This is a genomic window from Paracoccus aestuariivivens (assembly GCF_009711225.1).
Lineage (GTDB): Bacteria > Pseudomonadota > Alphaproteobacteria > Rhodobacterales > Rhodobacteraceae > Paracoccus > Paracoccus aestuariivivens.
Map to the genome: position 1 here is coordinate 1 of NZ_WMIE01000036.1, position 14,306 is coordinate 14,306.

General features: G+C 62.0%; 13 protein-coding genes and 3 pseudogenes. 12 read left to right on the forward strand and 4 right to left on the reverse strand.

From position 1 onward, the window contains the following. The 3 genes and pseudogenes from GL286_RS22725 to GL286_RS22730 all read left to right on the forward strand — a co-directional run. Positions 1-949 (forward strand): annotated as a pseudogene (locus GL286_RS22725) (IS3 family transposase); the annotation flags it as partial. A 62-nt stretch (positions 950-1,011) separates the two neighbouring features. After that, a pseudogene (locus GL286_RS23000) lies at positions 1,012-1,095 on the forward strand (PLDc N-terminal domain-containing protein); the annotation flags it as partial. 27 nt (positions 1,096-1,122) lie between these two features. After that, positions 1,123-1,284, forward strand: coding sequence for an SHOCT domain-containing protein (locus GL286_RS22730; protein WP_246185060.1), 162 nt, complete (start codon positions 1,123-1,125; stop codon positions 1,282-1,284). A gap of 424 nt (positions 1,285-1,708) precedes the next feature. Here the strand turns inward: GL286_RS22730 and GL286_RS21395 are convergent, their stop codons facing one another. Then, positions 1,709-2,446, reverse strand: a complete 738-nt coding sequence (locus GL286_RS21395) for a TrmB family transcriptional regulator (protein WP_155097600.1) — start codon at positions 2,444-2,446, stop codon at positions 1,709-1,711. Positions 2,447-2,725: 279 nt separating this feature from the next. Between GL286_RS21395 and GL286_RS21400 the strand changes: the two genes are divergently transcribed. Genes GL286_RS21400 through GL286_RS21420 form a run of 5 tightly spaced genes read left to right on the forward strand, consistent with a single transcriptional unit; the run spans position 2,726 to position 7,100 of the window. Continuing rightward, entirely contained in the window at positions 2,726-3,556 is an 831-nt protein-coding gene (locus GL286_RS21400; RefSeq protein WP_155097601.1) for an ABC transporter permease, read from the forward strand. A gap of 7 nt (positions 3,557-3,563) precedes the next feature. After that, complete coding sequence (locus tag GL286_RS21405) at positions 3,564-4,391, forward strand: ABC transporter ATP-binding protein (protein WP_155097602.1); 828 nt, start codon at positions 3,564-3,566, stop codon at positions 4,389-4,391. After that, the gene (locus tag GL286_RS21410; RefSeq protein WP_155097603.1) at positions 4,388-5,440 is read left to right on the forward strand and encodes an ABC transporter substrate-binding protein; all 1,053 of its coding nucleotides are present in this window, start codon (positions 4,388-4,390) and stop codon (positions 5,438-5,440) included. The genes GL286_RS21405 and GL286_RS21410 overlap by 4 nt, the downstream gene beginning before the upstream one ends. A gap of 48 nt (positions 5,441-5,488) precedes the next feature. After that, positions 5,489-6,190: a flavin reductase family protein gene (locus GL286_RS21415; RefSeq protein WP_155097604.1), complete on the forward strand. Its 702-nt coding sequence runs from the start codon at positions 5,489-5,491 to the stop codon at positions 6,188-6,190. Continuing rightward, positions 6,177-7,100 (forward strand): carbon-nitrogen hydrolase family protein, encoded by a 924-nt coding sequence (locus GL286_RS21420; RefSeq protein ID WP_155097605.1) that lies wholly within the window; start codon positions 6,177-6,179, stop codon positions 7,098-7,100. The genes GL286_RS21415 and GL286_RS21420 overlap by 14 nt, the downstream gene beginning before the upstream one ends. Positions 7,101-7,386: 286 nt before the next feature. Here the strand turns inward: GL286_RS21420 and GL286_RS21425 are convergent, their stop codons facing one another. Next, a complete protein-coding gene (locus GL286_RS21425; RefSeq protein ID WP_155097606.1) occupies positions 7,387-7,971 on the reverse strand; it encodes a L,D-transpeptidase family protein in 585 nt (194 codons plus the stop codon). Positions 7,972-8,000: 29 nt separating this feature from the next. On the opposite strand from GL286_RS21425, the gene GL286_RS21430 reads away from it, so the two are divergent. After that, on the forward strand, positions 8,001-10,427 hold the full coding sequence (locus GL286_RS21430) for a hypothetical protein (RefSeq protein WP_155097607.1): 2,427 nt from the start codon (positions 8,001-8,003) through the stop codon (positions 10,425-10,427). A gap of 367 nt (positions 10,428-10,794) precedes the next feature. Here the strand turns inward: GL286_RS21430 and ampC are convergent, their stop codons facing one another. Then, positions 10,795-11,937 (reverse strand): class C beta-lactamase, encoded by a 1,143-nt coding sequence (gene ampC / locus GL286_RS21435; RefSeq protein ID WP_155097608.1) that lies wholly within the window; start codon positions 11,935-11,937, stop codon positions 10,795-10,797. A 90-nt stretch (positions 11,938-12,027) separates the two neighbouring features. Here ampC and GL286_RS22735 point away from each other — a divergent pair. The 3 genes and pseudogenes from GL286_RS22735 to GL286_RS21445 form a co-directional block, all read left to right on the forward strand. Next, a pseudogene (locus GL286_RS22735) lies at positions 12,028-12,216 on the forward strand (LysR family transcriptional regulator); the annotation flags it as partial. Between the two features lie 60 nt (positions 12,217-12,276). Continuing rightward, positions 12,277-12,891, forward strand: a complete 615-nt coding sequence (locus GL286_RS21440; RefSeq protein ID WP_281352170.1) for a LysR substrate-binding domain-containing protein — start codon at positions 12,277-12,279, stop codon at positions 12,889-12,891. Positions 12,892-12,918: 27 nt separating this feature from the next. Then, on the forward strand, positions 12,919-13,062 hold the full coding sequence (locus GL286_RS21445; RefSeq protein ID WP_155097609.1) for a hypothetical protein: 144 nt from the start codon (positions 12,919-12,921) through the stop codon (positions 13,060-13,062). A 70-nt stretch (positions 13,063-13,132) separates the two neighbouring features. Here GL286_RS21445 and ftrA read toward each other — a convergent pair whose 3' ends face one another. Beyond that, complete coding sequence (ftrA, locus tag GL286_RS21450; protein WP_155097610.1) at positions 13,133-14,155, reverse strand: transcriptional regulator FtrA; 1,023 nt, start codon at positions 14,153-14,155, stop codon at positions 13,133-13,135. Positions 14,156-14,306 lie beyond the last annotated feature (151 nt).

Sequence of the window (14,306 nt, forward strand, 5' to 3'; positions counted from 1 at the left end):
GCGGTGAAGCAGGATCATCAGGGTCTCGGCGTCCGGCGGCAATGCCGCCTGTTGTCGCTGGCGCTACTATCGGCCGCGCGGAGAAAGCGCCGGGAACCCGGGCTTCATGGCAATCATCGACCGGCAATTCCTCGAGACGCCTTGGGTCATGGCTCGCGGCAAATGGCCCGGCACATGCCGCGCGAGGGCCATCGATGCGGGCGGCATCGTGTCCGGCGACTGATGAAGCTGATGCGTGTTCGTCGGGAAAACAGTCCCCCGGACTGTTTTCTGAACCTCATCACTGCCGATCTATCAGGAGCCGAAGACCGGCAAGAAGCATCCAGAGCACAAGGTTTATCCCTATCTGCTCAGGGACCTGGCCATCACCCGACCCGACCAGGTCTGGCGCACCGATATCAGCGTCCGGCATCTCTCTCGGACGGATCGCGTTCGATGCCTCACTCCCCGTGCGCCGGGGTTTTCCCTATCTGGTCGCCGTCATGGACCGGCGCAGCCGCAAGGTGCTGGGCTGGCGGCTGTCGAATGCCATGGATGCCGTTGTTCGCTACAATCGATCCCCCGGATCGATTGCTTAACGCTCCAGCTTTGCGTCGGAGCCCTGAAGGAAGCGTTGGCCCGATACGGCACGCCCGGGATCTTCAACAGCGACCGGGGTTCGCAATTCACCGGGGCCGGGTTCACCGAAGTGCTGCTGGACGCCAAGGTGCAGATCCCCATGGACGGTCGTGGGCGCTGGATCGACAACCGGATGATCGAACGGCTGTGGCGATCGCTCAAATACGAATGGGTCTACCTGAACGCCTTCGAGGCCGGCTCGGAGGCACGCAAGGGGATCGGCGCCCGGATCAGCGATTACAACGGAAAACGCCCGCACTCACCACACGGGTTGCTGACCCCGGCCGAGGCCTATGATACCTCCGACCAGATCCTGAAAGCCGCCGCCTGACATGAACCCCATGCAGAAGCTGAGCCGAGCGGCAAACCGGTCCAAATTCCCGGACCACTTCTCTGTTTCGTCGCACCGACATTTCGGGCGGCAAGAAAGTCATGTGGGTCATTCTATTAGTCTTGTTGCCTTTTATCGGGATATTCTCGTACCTTCTGACACAGGGGTGGGGGATGAACGAGCGTGACGCTCAGCAATTAGTGGATGCACGGGAGCAGATCCGGCAGGCGGTCGGATTCAGCGTCGCCGATGAAATTGCAAAGCTGGATCAACTACGCGCCTCGGGCTCGATCAGCGACGAGGAGTTCAAGAAGCTCCGCGCCAAGCTCATCTGAATCAGCCAAACCCCGCCGCGATCACGCCCCGAACGTTCGCCTTTGATCAAATGTTCGGAGCGTCAGGAATTTGGTTTAACGCCGCGCTGGCGAAGCGGTGGGGCGGGGCTGCTGACATAGATTGCGCCGGGGAAAGTATCGCCCTTCAACACGACGCCGGTTCCGATGATGGAAACTTTGGCGATATGGCTGCCCGTAGGGTTTCTCGCTCCAGCACCGATCCAGAGGTCGTCCTCGATGACGACGCGGACAAAGCGGCCCCACCAATGGTGTCGCAGCAAAAATCGGGCAGGTGGCTATCGTTCAGTCGACCGAAAGATCGTCATCCGACAAAAGCGGGGCTACCTTGCCCCGCATCATCAACCCCGTCGTCAACCTGATAGGGTGGGCGCGTTGTTTCGAGGCGCGCTAAATTAATGCCCTATTAAACCTCTCGGCTCAGAGCCCACATCGCGTCGAACATCGCGGTCTGGAAGGCGGCAAATTCGGCGCTGTCGATGACCATGCCATAACTTTCGCGCGCCGATGAGATCAGGCAGACCTTGTTGCCATAGATCAGCGTCGTCATCGCCAGCGCATATTCGGGCGGTGCATAGCGCAGTTTGCGTAGCCATGTGTCGCTGGAAGGCCAGATCGGTTCCAGATCATTGGCCTCGGACCGGATCACATGCAGCCATACGCCCCGGCGGGCGCGTTCCTCGAAGTAACGCTCGATCTCATCCAGCCCGGGTTCGACCATCAGCTCTTTCATCGAGAAGGTCGCGCGCAGGACCTTTTCTTCGCCCGCGATCGTATCCCAAAGCGCGGTCATGATGCCTTCGCGGCCGGGGTGAAAGCGCACATTGGGCTGGCCGCGTTCGTGATGATACATCGACCGCAAGATGGGCATCATCTCGTCAAGCATCTGGCGCCGGGACTCGGCCCGTTCCAGCAACACGCCGGGTTCGCGCGCAAGCACCAGCCGCCGCTTTCCGCGTTCGACAAATTCCACCAGCCCCTCGGCCTCAAGCTTCAGCAGACCGTCATGCGCAGTCGTGCGCGCCATCCCTGCTTTTGCCGCAACATCGCTGATCGATGCACCGCCAAGATTTATCGTTGTCAGATACAGTCGGTGCAGCGTGCCGGTGATGCCGATTCGTGCGAGTTTTTCTTCGATATCCATTCTGTCCCCTGAAGGCCCTGCCCGAGTCCTTATCGCAGCACAGTCTGCAGTCAATATGTCGGAATGTTCCGACATAATGTGATGACGACAACGGCGAATAGCAAGAATATTTGCCGAATATGCACATTATTTGCCTGTCTGGAAGGCATATGTACAGAAAAACCCGGATTCCAGCCTGTCTTTCCTTGATTTATGTTTGACGGTTTTTACCGACACATGCTCAACCCGACAGCAAGACGGCAGATCGCAATCCATCCGCTTCCCATCACGGAGACAGACATGCAGAACAGCGCTGGATCACCAGCCCTATCGCCGCAAGCCGTCGCACGCCAAGGCGGCATGGCGCAGCTTTTCAAAAACCGCAGCCTCCGGGGCGCGGTGGGACTTTTGTCGTTCTTCGCGATCTGGCAGCTGCTGACCAGCATTGGCGTGATAGATGCCTTCCTGCTGCCGTCGCCCGTCGCTGTGGCCGGGGCAATGTGGGATATGGCCGTGGACGGCTCGCTTTGGATCCACCTCGGGGCCAGCCTGCGGCGCGTTGCCATCGGGTTCCTGCTTGCCTGCATCGTGGGGATCGCCCTTGGCCTTGTCAGTGGCTGGTGGCGCGGTGTCGCTGATTTCCTGCGCCCGGTGATCGAGGCCCTGCGACCAATTCCGCCGCTGGCCTGGATCCCAATCACCATCCTGTGGTTCGGGCTGGGCGACAGTGCCTCGTATTTTCTGGTGTTTCTGGGCGCGGTGTTTCCGACTTATGTCGCGACTTATACGGCGGTGCGCGGGCTTGACCGCAACCAGATGAATGCCGCGCTTTGCCTTGGTGCCAAGCCCTGGCAGCTGATCTGGGACGTGCTGGTTCCCGCCTCGCTGCCGATCGTGCTGCCGGGGATGCGGATCGCCCTTGGCATCGGCTGGATGTGCGTGGTTACCGCCGAGTTGATCGCCGCACAGACCGGCCTTGGCTATCTGATCCAGCAATCGCGGATGCTGTTCCAGATTAACAATGTGGTGGCGGGCATGGTCACCATCGGGCTGGTCGGCTTTGCCATGTCGGCTGTGCTGGAAATGATCGAGCGCCGGGTGAATGCCTGGGCCCCCTCGGAACGGAGCTGAAATCTTGATGATGCAGACAATCATTGCCTCTGACACACCCTCGACTGCAGTGCCCGTCCAGATCGACATCCGCCACGTCGGCAAGGTTTTCGGCGGCAAGGGCGGCGACAGCGCCGTCATCGCGCTGGACGATGTGAACCTGACCATCCGCAAGGGCGAATTCATCTCGCTTCTGGGGCCGTCGGGATGCGGTAAATCCACGCTCCTCGGTATTGTTGCAGGCTTTCAGGGCGTGAGCTCGGGCAAGATCGAACAGAACGGCCGCCCGATCCTGCGCCCCGAGCCGTCACGTACCGTGGTGTTTCAGGACTACGCCCTGTTTGGCTGGATGACCGTCCAGCAGAACGTGGAATTCGGTCTGAAGGCCAAGGGCATGGCCAAGCGCGAACGGGCAGCGATCGCCCGCGAGCTGATCGCGCTGGTCCGGCTTTCGGGGTTTGAGGACAAATACCCGCATCAGATCTCGGGCGGGATGAAACAGCGTGCGGCGATTGCCCGGGCGCTGGCCCCCGATCCTGACATCCTGCTGATGGATGAACCCTTCGGGGCGCTTGATGCCCAGACCCGGGTGCTGCTGCAGGAAGAGATCGCCCGGATTTCATCCGAGGCCGGAAAGACCGTGCTTTTCGTCACGCACGGGATCGACGAGGCGGTGTTTCTGGCCGACCGCGTGGTGGTGATGAGCCCGCGCCCGGGCCGGGTGCGCCAGGAGGTGAACGTGCCGTTGCCGCGTCCGCGCACGGCCGAGATGCGGTCCGATCCATGGTTCGTTCAGACCGTCAATGAGCTTTGGGAAACGTTGAAGCCGGAATGGCAAAAAGGGGAAGAAGAATGACGTCGATGATCACACGCCGCCGTTTCGGCCAGTTGGCCGCAGGTTTTGCCGCGACCGCTCCCTTTGCGGCCCCCACGATCCTGCGCGCGCAGGAACTGGATGTCGTGCGGATGGGCTGGTTCAACACTACCACCGTTTCGGCCCAGATTGCCCATGTGCTGATCCGCACCGATATTGCCGAAAAGCACGGGATCAAGATGGAGATGCTGCAGCTTGCCGCATCGCCCGCCATCACTGAAGGGCTGGTCTCGGGTGCCTGTGACATTGGCACGCTGTCGGATTTCGCCGCCGTCACCACCATGGCTATCGGCGCGCCGGTCACCACCGTCTCGTCACAAGCACGGTTCCGTTCAGGTGTACTGGCGACCACGAAATCGGGCATCACCTCGATCGAGGAACTGTGGGGCAAGCAGGTTTACGGCACCTTCGGCATCACAGCCTTCCAGAATGCACAGGATGCGATGATCAAGGCGGGCCTGACCCCCGGCAAGGACATGACCTTCGTGAACGTCGGCCCCGCAGAGCTTGCCGATGCCGTTGGGTCGCAGCAGATCGATGCCTTCTTCACCTATGACCCCTTCGTTGCCTTCTTTGAAAACTCCGGCATGGCCAAGGTGATCTCGCAGGATCTGTCGCCGGTCATCGCCTTGACCGCGCGCGATGAATTCGTCGAAGGCCGCCCGGATGTGCTGAAACGCTATCTGGTCGCCAGCAACGAGGCGCTGTTCTTCGCCAGCCAGAATCAGGAGCTGGTCAATGGCTGGTTCCGTTCGCTTGAACCGGCCAAGAACATCCCGCTTGAAGTTCTGCAGGAAGCCTCAAGCTATGATCCCGCTTGGGCGGCCAAGACGCTGACCGATATCCGGGCTGAACTTTCCGCTGAGCAGATCGCCAAGATCGGTGTGCTGGGGGTCTGGGGGGCCGAGAACAAGCTTCTACCACGCGAACCTTTGGTGGCCGATTTCATCAATACCGAAATCGCCGCCGCGTCAGATGCCGAATTCTGGGCCAGCGGCTTTGACGCGGCATCGGTCAAGGTTCTGGGCTGAGGACATGGATCCGGGGGGCGGCGGAACCGTCCCCGGGGCCTGCGCGATATGACCGATACTCCCCTGAACCCGCCCGACCGGCATTTCGACATGGCAGCACTTGCCGGTGACGAACGCTATCGCCTGCTGGCTTCGTCGATCATGCCGCGCCCGATTGCCTGGGTCGTGACTTGCGATGCGATGGGCCGGGTGAATGCCGCACCCTATTCCTTTTTCAATATGTTCGGGGCCGACCACCCGGTGGTGGCGCTTGGTCTGTTGCCGCGCCCCGACCGGCCCAAGGATACGGCGGCGAATATCATCGCGACCGGCGAATTCGTTGTGAACCTTGTGCCCTATGCGCTGGCAGAAGCGATGAACCAGACCTGCATCGACGCGCCCCCCGGCACGGACGAGCTGGATCTGGCCGGGCTTGCCACCAGGCCCTCGCTTGCGATCCGTCCGCCCCGGATTACCGCATCGCCCGTGGCCTTTGAATGCGTGCAACGCCACCGGCTGGAAACCGGACCCGGCCAGCTGCTGATTGTGGGGGAAGTGCTGCACGCCCATTTTGCAGGGCATCTGCTGACCGGCGATCCCACCCGCCCGCGCATAGATGCGGATGCGCTGGATCTGGTCGGCCGGATGCATGGCCCCACGGCCTATACCCGGACCCGTGACCAGTTCGATCTGTCCCGACCCATCTGGCAGGACAGCCTGCCCCCCGAACAGGGGGAACCCAAGGAGAAGCTAGAAAATGACAACGGTTAAGGTGGCCGCAGTTCAGGCCGCAACCATTCCCTTTGATGCCGCTGCGGCTACAGCTCGCACCATTGTGCTGCTGGAAGAGACCGTAGCCACCGGCGCACGGATTGCAGTTTTCCCCGAAGCCTTTATCGGGGGCTATCCGCGCGGCCTTGATTTCGGCTGTGTCGTCGGCCGCCGCACGCCCGAGGGGCGCAGCGACTTCGCCCGCTATGCCAAGGGGGCGATCACCGTGCCCGGCACCGAGGTGAATCAGATCGCCGAAGCCTGTATGCGCCTTGACCTGACCGTGGCACTTGGCGTGATCGAACGGGATATGGGCACGCTTTACTGCACGATCCTCTATTTCACTCCCAAGGGATATGCGGGCAAGCACCGCAAGCTGATGCCCACCGGATCCGAACGGCTGGTCTGGGGCTATGGCGACGGATCGACGCTCGAGGTGGTCGATACCGAATGGGGTGTTTTCGGTGGCGCGGTCTGCTGGGAACATTACATGCCGCTTCTGCGGGCGGCCTTTTATGCCAAGGGTGTGCAGATCTGGTCCGCCCCCACCGCCGATGACCGCCCGACATGGGTGTCCACCATGCAGCATGTCGCGATGGAAGGGCGATGCTTTGTCATCTCGGCCTGTCAGGTCATGCGGCGGTCAGATTATCCCGAGGATTACGACAGCCGGATCGAGGCCGCGCCTGCCGACTACATCATGCATGGCCGGTCGGTGATCGTCGGCCCCTTGGGCGAGATTCTGGCCGGACCGCTGGTTGATGCCGAAGGCATTCTGACCGCCGACATCAATCTGGACGATATTCTTGGTGCCAAGCTGGATTTCGATCCGGTCGGTCATTACGCCCGCCCCGATGTCTTTACGCTGCATGTTAACGAGCAGGAAAACCATCCGGTGATTAGCTCCTGATTGACTGGACCGAAATGGGCCGCTGTCAGGGTGGCGATCCGGGAAAGCACAGCGGCGTGCGGGAGGCACCATAGCGTACCTCCAGCTCTAAGTGAGCTGGCCTGAACCTGTCTCTCGCCCAGCGAAAATGCTGCGCGGCATCGTTCCTGGGAACGGTCATTTGGCGCGTGGTGCAGAAAATCGCGTGTCGGAAAGACAGCGTTTGTGACCGAGCAGGCGGCGCGCAGAGGGCTGGATAGGGACCCGACCGCGGCACCGCATCGGGGGCGCTACGATCCGGTCTTCGTTACAAGCCCTCGATCTCGATCGGCGTCCCGTTCGGGACCAGCGACCAGATTTCGCGCATTTCGGCATTGGTGACGGCAATGCAGCCGTCGGTCCAGTCGATCAGGTGATGCACCGGGCCGAGCGCTCCCCAACCGTTCGGCAGGCCGTGGATCATGATGTTGCCACCTGGGTCGCGCCCGGCCCCTTGCGCCGTCTGCCGGTCCCCGGGCGCCGGGTAGGAGATATGCAGGCTCAGGTGCGCCATGGAGCGGGGGTTGCGCCAGTCGATCACGTAGCTCCCCTCGGGGGTGCGCTCGTCACCTTCGGCCTGCTTGTGGCCCCGGTCCCAATTGGACCCCATCGCGATCCGGTAGCTGCGGATCACCTTGCCGTCGCGCAGCAGATGCATTTGCCGGTCGGCCTTCGACACGGCTATGAGGTCGGCCTGCTCGGTCGGAGCGGCGGCTGCGGTCGGCGTCCCCGGCGCAAGGCGCGCCATGACCTTGGTGTAGCCGATCGCGCCAAGGCTGCAGAGCGCAAGAAGAAGGAGCAGTCGTTTCAGAACCTTGCCTCCGGTTGCCGCAGAAGGGAGTATCTTGTGCATGAGGCCATCCCCGAGCCGAGGCAAGTGTTTTGAGAGTTGCGACCTTCCGCTCAGCCCTACTGCTGGCCCTGTCGATCCTGTGCTTGCCACCCGCCGCCCGGGCCGAGGCCGTCCCGCAGCCGATAGGAACGCGCCAGATCTGCGGCGAAGGCGCAATCCTCGACGCGCCGGGCGGGCAGGTGATGGCGCGGCTCCCGCGTGGAGCGCAGGTGGTGGTGCGTGACTTCGGCCTGGGCGGCGACGGGCGCGGCCATTACCGGATCGATGCGCCGACAGGCTATGTCGCGATGGAGGACGCGCCGCATTTCTGCGTCCCGCCGAACGAAGGCGCGTTCCGGGCGCCGCCCAACACCTGCCATCTGATCGCCGCCTCGCGCCGGACATTGCCCGAGGTGAACGCCTTCGCGCTGGAGCATGCGACCTTTCTGCCGACGATGTCGGTTTATCGTGCCTCCAACGGCTGGCATGCGATCTCGCTTGGGATCGTCTCGCTGGCGGCGGCGGAAATTCTGCTCGAACGGGGCGAGGGGCTGCCCGACGACAGCTATTGCGCTGACGGGCGCAATTACATCGCGGCGCTGGACCTGCAGGATGGCGCGTTCTTCGACCCCGAGGGTCGTCCAGATGCACAGTGCCTCACCGGCGACGCGATGGCCTGCGCCGCACGGGCCGAGGCGATCGCTTCGCGGGCCGACCTGTCGCAGGCTGACAATTTCGACGCCTTCCGTATCTGGATGCTGGCCTGCATGGCGGGCGCCACAGAGGCTTGTGGCAGGCCCGCGATCCTGACCTCGGCTACCTATGACCATCCGATGCACACCGCGCTGCCCGGCGCAGATGACCGAATCGGGATCCGGCGTGACCTGATGCGCCGGGGCTGCGATGTCGGGGTCGCCGAGAGTTGCCTCGACCTCGCGGGGCGCGAGATGCAGGTGCACACCGACACACCGCCCGAATATCTGACCGCGTTGCAGGCGATGACAGCGGGTTGCATGACGGGCAATGACTATGCCTGCCGCGACATGTTCCGCCTGATGGAGCGTCGGGAAAAGGTGATGGCCACGCCGGTCGCGGCCGAGGATTGGTATCAGGCGGCATTGCTTCGCGCCGCGACTTGCCGGCCCGATCCGACGGCGGGGGACGAATATTCCTGCCGCCCGGTCTACCGCGCCTATACCGCCTTCGTGGAGATCGCCGCAGATGGCGATCCACGTGTCGCCCAGGCGCGGAACTATCTGGCGGCGGGCTGTGCTGCGGGCAATACCGATGCCTGCCCGGCCCCGCCCCAAGATGCCGAATTCCGCCGTCTGGCGCTGATCTGCCGAACGCAGGATACACCCGACGGTGCGCAGGCCTGCAGCGGGGCGCTGGCGGCCTATGCCCGCGACGTCTCGGTGACCGAAATCGAGCCGCTGGTCGCGATGCTTGAAGGTGCCTGCGGCCCGACCCGGTTCGCGGGCTGCGCGACGCTGGCCTTCGTCTACAGCTCCCACACGCTAACCGGGCAGGACCTCACCTTCATCGGCAAAGATCAGCCCGACAGGCGGCTTCAGGCGCTGGAGACCGGCTGCCGCCCCGGCCTTCTGGGTCTGCCCAATTGCCGCGATCTGGCCAAAACCCTCGACCGGCGCGGCGCGGTGGAGCGGGCGGCCGAGGTCTACGCCACCGCCTGCGCCACGATCCGCGCGGAGAGCGAAGTCGCAGTCTACGCCCGCGGCAACGGCGCCTGTTTCGAAGCAGGGCTGCTGGACTTGCGCCAGCGCCACGACCTCCCCGCAGCCCGGGCCTATTTCGATTACGTCTGCAACGATCCCCACCAATCCGACGCCCGCTACGCTTGCAAGCATCTGGGCCTGATGGCGAGGGATGCGGGCGAACCAGATGAGGCCTTCGTCCTGTTCCGCCGGGCCTGCTATCCAACGCAAGAAGAGCGCGGGGATGGCGAAGGTTGCCTGCTCTACGGCGATGCGCTGCGTGCCAACCGCGACAGGATCACGCTCGACGACAGCCCGCCGATGCTGGGACCACCGGTTTCCGGTGACGGCATCGGCGTGGAGACGCTGGCAAGCCATGCCTATGCCACGGGCTGCCTCAGCCGGTGGGAAGCGTCCTGCGCCGCCAATCGCTTGGCCATCGACGCCGTCCTCGCCGCAGCCGATGCCGCGCCCGTTGTTCCTTGCGCACTGCACACGCAGGACGGGAGCGTCCTTGCCGACTGCAGTTGTAGGCACCTGCGCTTCTTCGAGACGACCGAGGTCGCGTTCGGGAAGCGCGAACTTGTTGCCTCCGATCTCTACATCTGGCCGGACGGCGACCGGTCGCTGGTGCAGGAGCAAGGCGGCAACTGGCGGCTCAATGGCGTCGGGGCGTTTTCGCACTTCGAGGAGGATGAAACGCGGTGTCTGACGCGCGACGACACCGGTACCGTCCTTTGCGTGACGGTGCCGTTTCCGTAAACTTCGGCATCCGTGTGGATCTCGGATGCTGCGTCTTGCTATGGGAAGATCGCTATCGGCCGAAGGACCGCTCATTTCGCTTCATTTGCAAACTGAGAGCGATGCCGCCCGCTGTGCGGGCGGCGGCGATGGCCTTCCCGGGTCAACATGATCTAGGCAGCAACTGACAGGCATGGTTGAGGCAGGCGTCTTGCTCCTGGAATAGGGCGGTCGGCCCAGACCTGCCGTTCGGCCAGTCACCATGCTGCGCTGCAGCAACTACTGAAGCGGCGGGACAAACATCGCGCAGCGAGATACTCTAAACTGTAGTAAAAATGCTGCCTCGGCGCGCCCTTGCAACCGCGGCGAGGCAGCAGGAAGTATCGTTTCATTCGGCCAGAATGCGGGTGATCAGGTCGTAGGTAGCGCGCACCCGAGCCTCATTTGGATAGTTGCGGTTCGCAAGAACAACGACGCCCAGATCCTTGCCAGGCACCATTACGATGTAACCACCGAAACCGTTTGTGGAACCGGTCTTGTTCAGGATGACATCCTTATAGGACACCCCGTTCACTTCATTCATCGCTTGGGGCTTGAGGATGAAGTCGTAGCCGTTCCCCTCGGCCAGACGTTCTGCTTCGACCGGCCACGGATAAGCTTCCCAGATCATGGCCTGCGTGAACAGGCGCGTCTGGAACTGCCCGATCTGCGTGCGGGACACTGCCTCGCGGATTTCAGAAGTGGCGTCGCCATTCCCAAGCTCGACATCCAGTAGTTTCAGCATGTCGCGAGCTGACGATTTCACGCCATAGGCTTCGTCATCAAGCACACCGGGTGTGACGCGGATCGGTGCATTCGTCTTGCGGTCATAACCGAAGGCATAGGCACCCACCGCATTGGCCGGAACGTCGATCCATGTGTTGGTCAACCCGAGCGCGGGAAAGAGGTCCGTTTGCAGGGCATCAGCATAGCTCATACCCATCGCATCTGCGGTAATGTGTCCCAGCAGGCCAATGCTGATATTGGAGTAGCTGCGCGCGCCCGGCTCCGGTGGCTGCCAGTCCCCAATCCAGCCGACCAGTTGATCGACATCCTTCACCTCATCCGGCACCTGCAAAGGCAATCCTCCGGAATGATGTGTAGCAAGATCCATTAAGGTCAGTTCTCCGGCTGGGGATCCTTGCAGGGATGGGAGATAGGTCGCGACCGGGGTATCGAGCGACAGCTTGCCTCGCTCTTCGGCCACGGCAGCCAACGTTACGTTGAAGATTTTGCTGATGGATCCGAGTTCGAAAAGGGTGTCGGGGGTCACAGGCCATTGATCTTCACGCGACGCCAATCCCGTCTGATAGAAGCTGTGCTGTCCGCCATGAGTCACCCCCACGATCAGACCGGGAATATCGTAGTCCTTGATCGCGCTTTCGAAGGCCGCGGCGGCTACATCTTCGAATTGCTGCTGGCTGTCCTGTGCAAGCGCGTGCGCAGACAAGGCTGTCGTAAGCAGAATCGAGCATGTGGAAACGTGTTTCATGTCTTATCCAATATGACCTTCGCCGCAGATATTCGGATCTGGCCGCATAAGGGAGACGACAAAGCATTGGACTGTGCATAAGCTCAGCTCATGCTAGACCGTCCGGACATTCCCTTGAACGCCCTGCGCACCTTTGAGGTCGCCGCCCGTCAGGGCAGCTTCACACGCGCCGCGATCGAGTTGCGCGTGACGTAAGCCGCTGTCAGTCATCAGATCGCCCGGCTGGAGGATAGTTTAGGGGCCATGTTGTTTCACCGCACGCCGAACGGGCTGGTTATGACCGATGCCGGAAATGAGATATTTCCGGCGATGAAGCGCGGCCTCGACGACATCGCTCGCATGCTGGACCGTGTGATAGGCGGACAAAGGGCTGAAGTGCTGAGTCTCGGCATGGTGACAACTTTTGCCACCGGCTGGCTGATCCCCCGCCTGGAGGATTTCCGCCGCGCCCATCCCGAAATCACATTGCGTTTGTCTACCAACAACAACCGTGTCGAGATCGCACGGGAGGGATTGGATGCCGCGATCCGGTTCGGCTCCGGTCGCTGGCCGGGGGTCGAGGCGCATCACATCCTTGATGCGCCAATGGGACCGCTATGCGCCCCGCATCTGGATGTGCGTGCGCCTTCGGACCTTTGGCGACACACCCTGCTGCGGAGCTATCGAGCCGATGAGTGGCCGAAGTGGTTTGCAGGAGCCGGCGAGACCTGTCCGCCACTGACCGGCCCCGTGCTCGACAGTTCCGTGGGTATGGCGGACCTTGCGGCCGAAGGTCTGGGCATCGCACTGCTGCCGCTGCCGATGTTCAAAAGCGCCCTGGCAGCAGAACGGCTTGTGAGGCCCTTCGCTGCCACAGTCACATTGGGCAGCTACTGGCTTACCATCCCCGAGGACCGCCGCATGACACCCGCGACCGATTTGCTGTTGAACTGGATACGCGCTCAGGTCGGCTGACAGGCAATGTTTGAGTGAAGTCCATGAATGGTCGATAAACGTCAGCTTCGGCTTCGAAACAATGTCGTGCAACACCTCGACCTGCGTAACCCCGACGATCCGGTCGTGAGCATGGGTGGCCCGTTACTGCCGGTCGACCGTGACGAATGCTGGACCGCGGCTTGCGTCTAAGCTGTCGCTCAGACTCCGCGCAGCGAAATCCTCGATGAGATTTAAGCGATGCGAACAGAGCCGCTGGTCATCACCAGCTTTTAACGGAATCGTTGTGAAGGAAACGCGACCGGTATTCGGTCGGTGTCAGTCCCGTTGCTTTGCGGAGCTGTTTGCGCAGCGCATGGCCGGAGCCGAAGCCTACCGCATGGGAAACAGCATCAATTCCGATTTCCTGCCTTGTCAGCAGCGCCTTGGCGGCCTCAATTCGCTCGGCGATCAACCACAGGCCTGGACTGCCTCCAGTGGCTTCTTCGAAGCGGCGCAGGAATGTGCGCAGGCTCAGCCCGCACGCGTCAGCCATTGCTGCCGTGGTCCAGTCTTTACCAAGGGTGTCACGGATCTTGTCGAGAAGGGGGGCGATCTCTCCGGTTGGCCTCGCGGGTACGGGCCTTTCCAGGAATTGAGCCTGCCCGCCGGTTCGATGCGCTGGCACGACCAACCTGCGCGCAACTGAATTCGCGGCTTCCGGGCCGAAGTCATCGCGCACGGTTGAAATCAGCAGATCGATGCCCGCAGCACTTCCTGCGGAGGTGAATATCCGCCCCTCAGTCCGATAGAGCGCAGCCGCGTCCACAGTCAGGTCCGGATAGCGTTCCTGCAATACTTTTGCATGGCGCCAATGTGTTGTGATTGTCCGCCCCGCAAGCAAGCCGGTTGCTGCCAGAACGAAGGCTCCCGAACAGATCGAAATCAGCCGCGCCCCTCGGGCATGAGCGGCACGGAGCTTTTCGCAAAGCGTCTCCGGCACGGGAGCATCGGTCCCTTTCCAGCCCGGAACTACAATGATGTCGGCCTCCTGGAGTGCGTCATCGCCCCGATCAGGAGTGATGGTGAAACCGCCATGTGCCCTCAAAGGCCCGGGTTCGATGGCGCAACTGACGAAGCGATACCAACTGGGTCCCATTTCCGGACGATAAAGCCCGAAAACCTCGGCTGTGATACCGAACTCGAAGGTGCACAGCCCATCGTAGAGAAGGGCCGCAACCAAAGGGCCGGGCGGCGTTTCTGAAGCGTGATGAGCGATTGGCATTATAGTTACGAATAATGTCATTCATGCCATATAGCAAGGAAGCTCGCCGGATGCCAGATATCCCCTTGTCTGTTGATTTCCACCCAGAACTGAGCCGGGATTTTCACCGAGAAGTGATCCACCGCTGACTATGGAATTCGGGTCATGCTTTGGTCAATGTGTGTGTGGTCTC

Bases quoted from the DNA above. Each gene is read 5' to 3' on its own strand.
- GL286_RS22730 (WP_246185060.1), top strand. From the start codon at position 1,123: ATGAACGAGCGTGACGCTCAGCAATTAGTGGATGCACGGGAGCAGATC.
- GL286_RS21395 (WP_155097600.1), bottom strand. From the start codon at position 2,446: ATGGATATCGAAGAAAAACTCGCACGAATCGGCATCACCGGCACGCTG.
- GL286_RS21400 (WP_155097601.1), top strand. From the start codon at position 2,726: ATGCAGAACAGCGCTGGATCACCAGCCCTATCGCCGCAAGCCGTCGCA.
- GL286_RS21405 (WP_155097602.1), top strand. From the start codon at position 3,564: ATGATGCAGACAATCATTGCCTCTGACACACCCTCGACTGCAGTGCCC.
- GL286_RS21410 (WP_155097603.1), top strand. From the start codon at position 4,388: ATGACGTCGATGATCACACGCCGCCGTTTCGGCCAGTTGGCCGCAGGT.
- GL286_RS21415 (WP_155097604.1), top strand. From the start codon at position 5,489: ATGACCGATACTCCCCTGAACCCGCCCGACCGGCATTTCGACATGGCA.
- GL286_RS21420 (WP_155097605.1), top strand. From the start codon at position 6,177: ATGACAACGGTTAAGGTGGCCGCAGTTCAGGCCGCAACCATTCCCTTT.
- GL286_RS21425 (WP_155097606.1), bottom strand. From the start codon at position 7,971: ATGCACAAGATACTCCCTTCTGCGGCAACCGGAGGCAAGGTTCTGAAA.
- ampC (WP_155097608.1), bottom strand. From the start codon at position 11,937: ATGAAACACGTTTCCACATGCTCGATTCTGCTTACGACAGCCTTGTCT.
- GL286_RS21440 (WP_281352170.1), top strand. From the start codon at position 12,277: ATGCTGGACCGTGTGATAGGCGGACAAAGGGCTGAAGTGCTGAGTCTC.
- GL286_RS21445 (WP_155097609.1), top strand. From the start codon at position 12,919: ATGGTCGATAAACGTCAGCTTCGGCTTCGAAACAATGTCGTGCAACAC.
- ftrA (WP_155097610.1), bottom strand. From the start codon at position 14,155: ATGACATTATTCGTAACTATAATGCCAATCGCTCATCACGCTTCAGAA.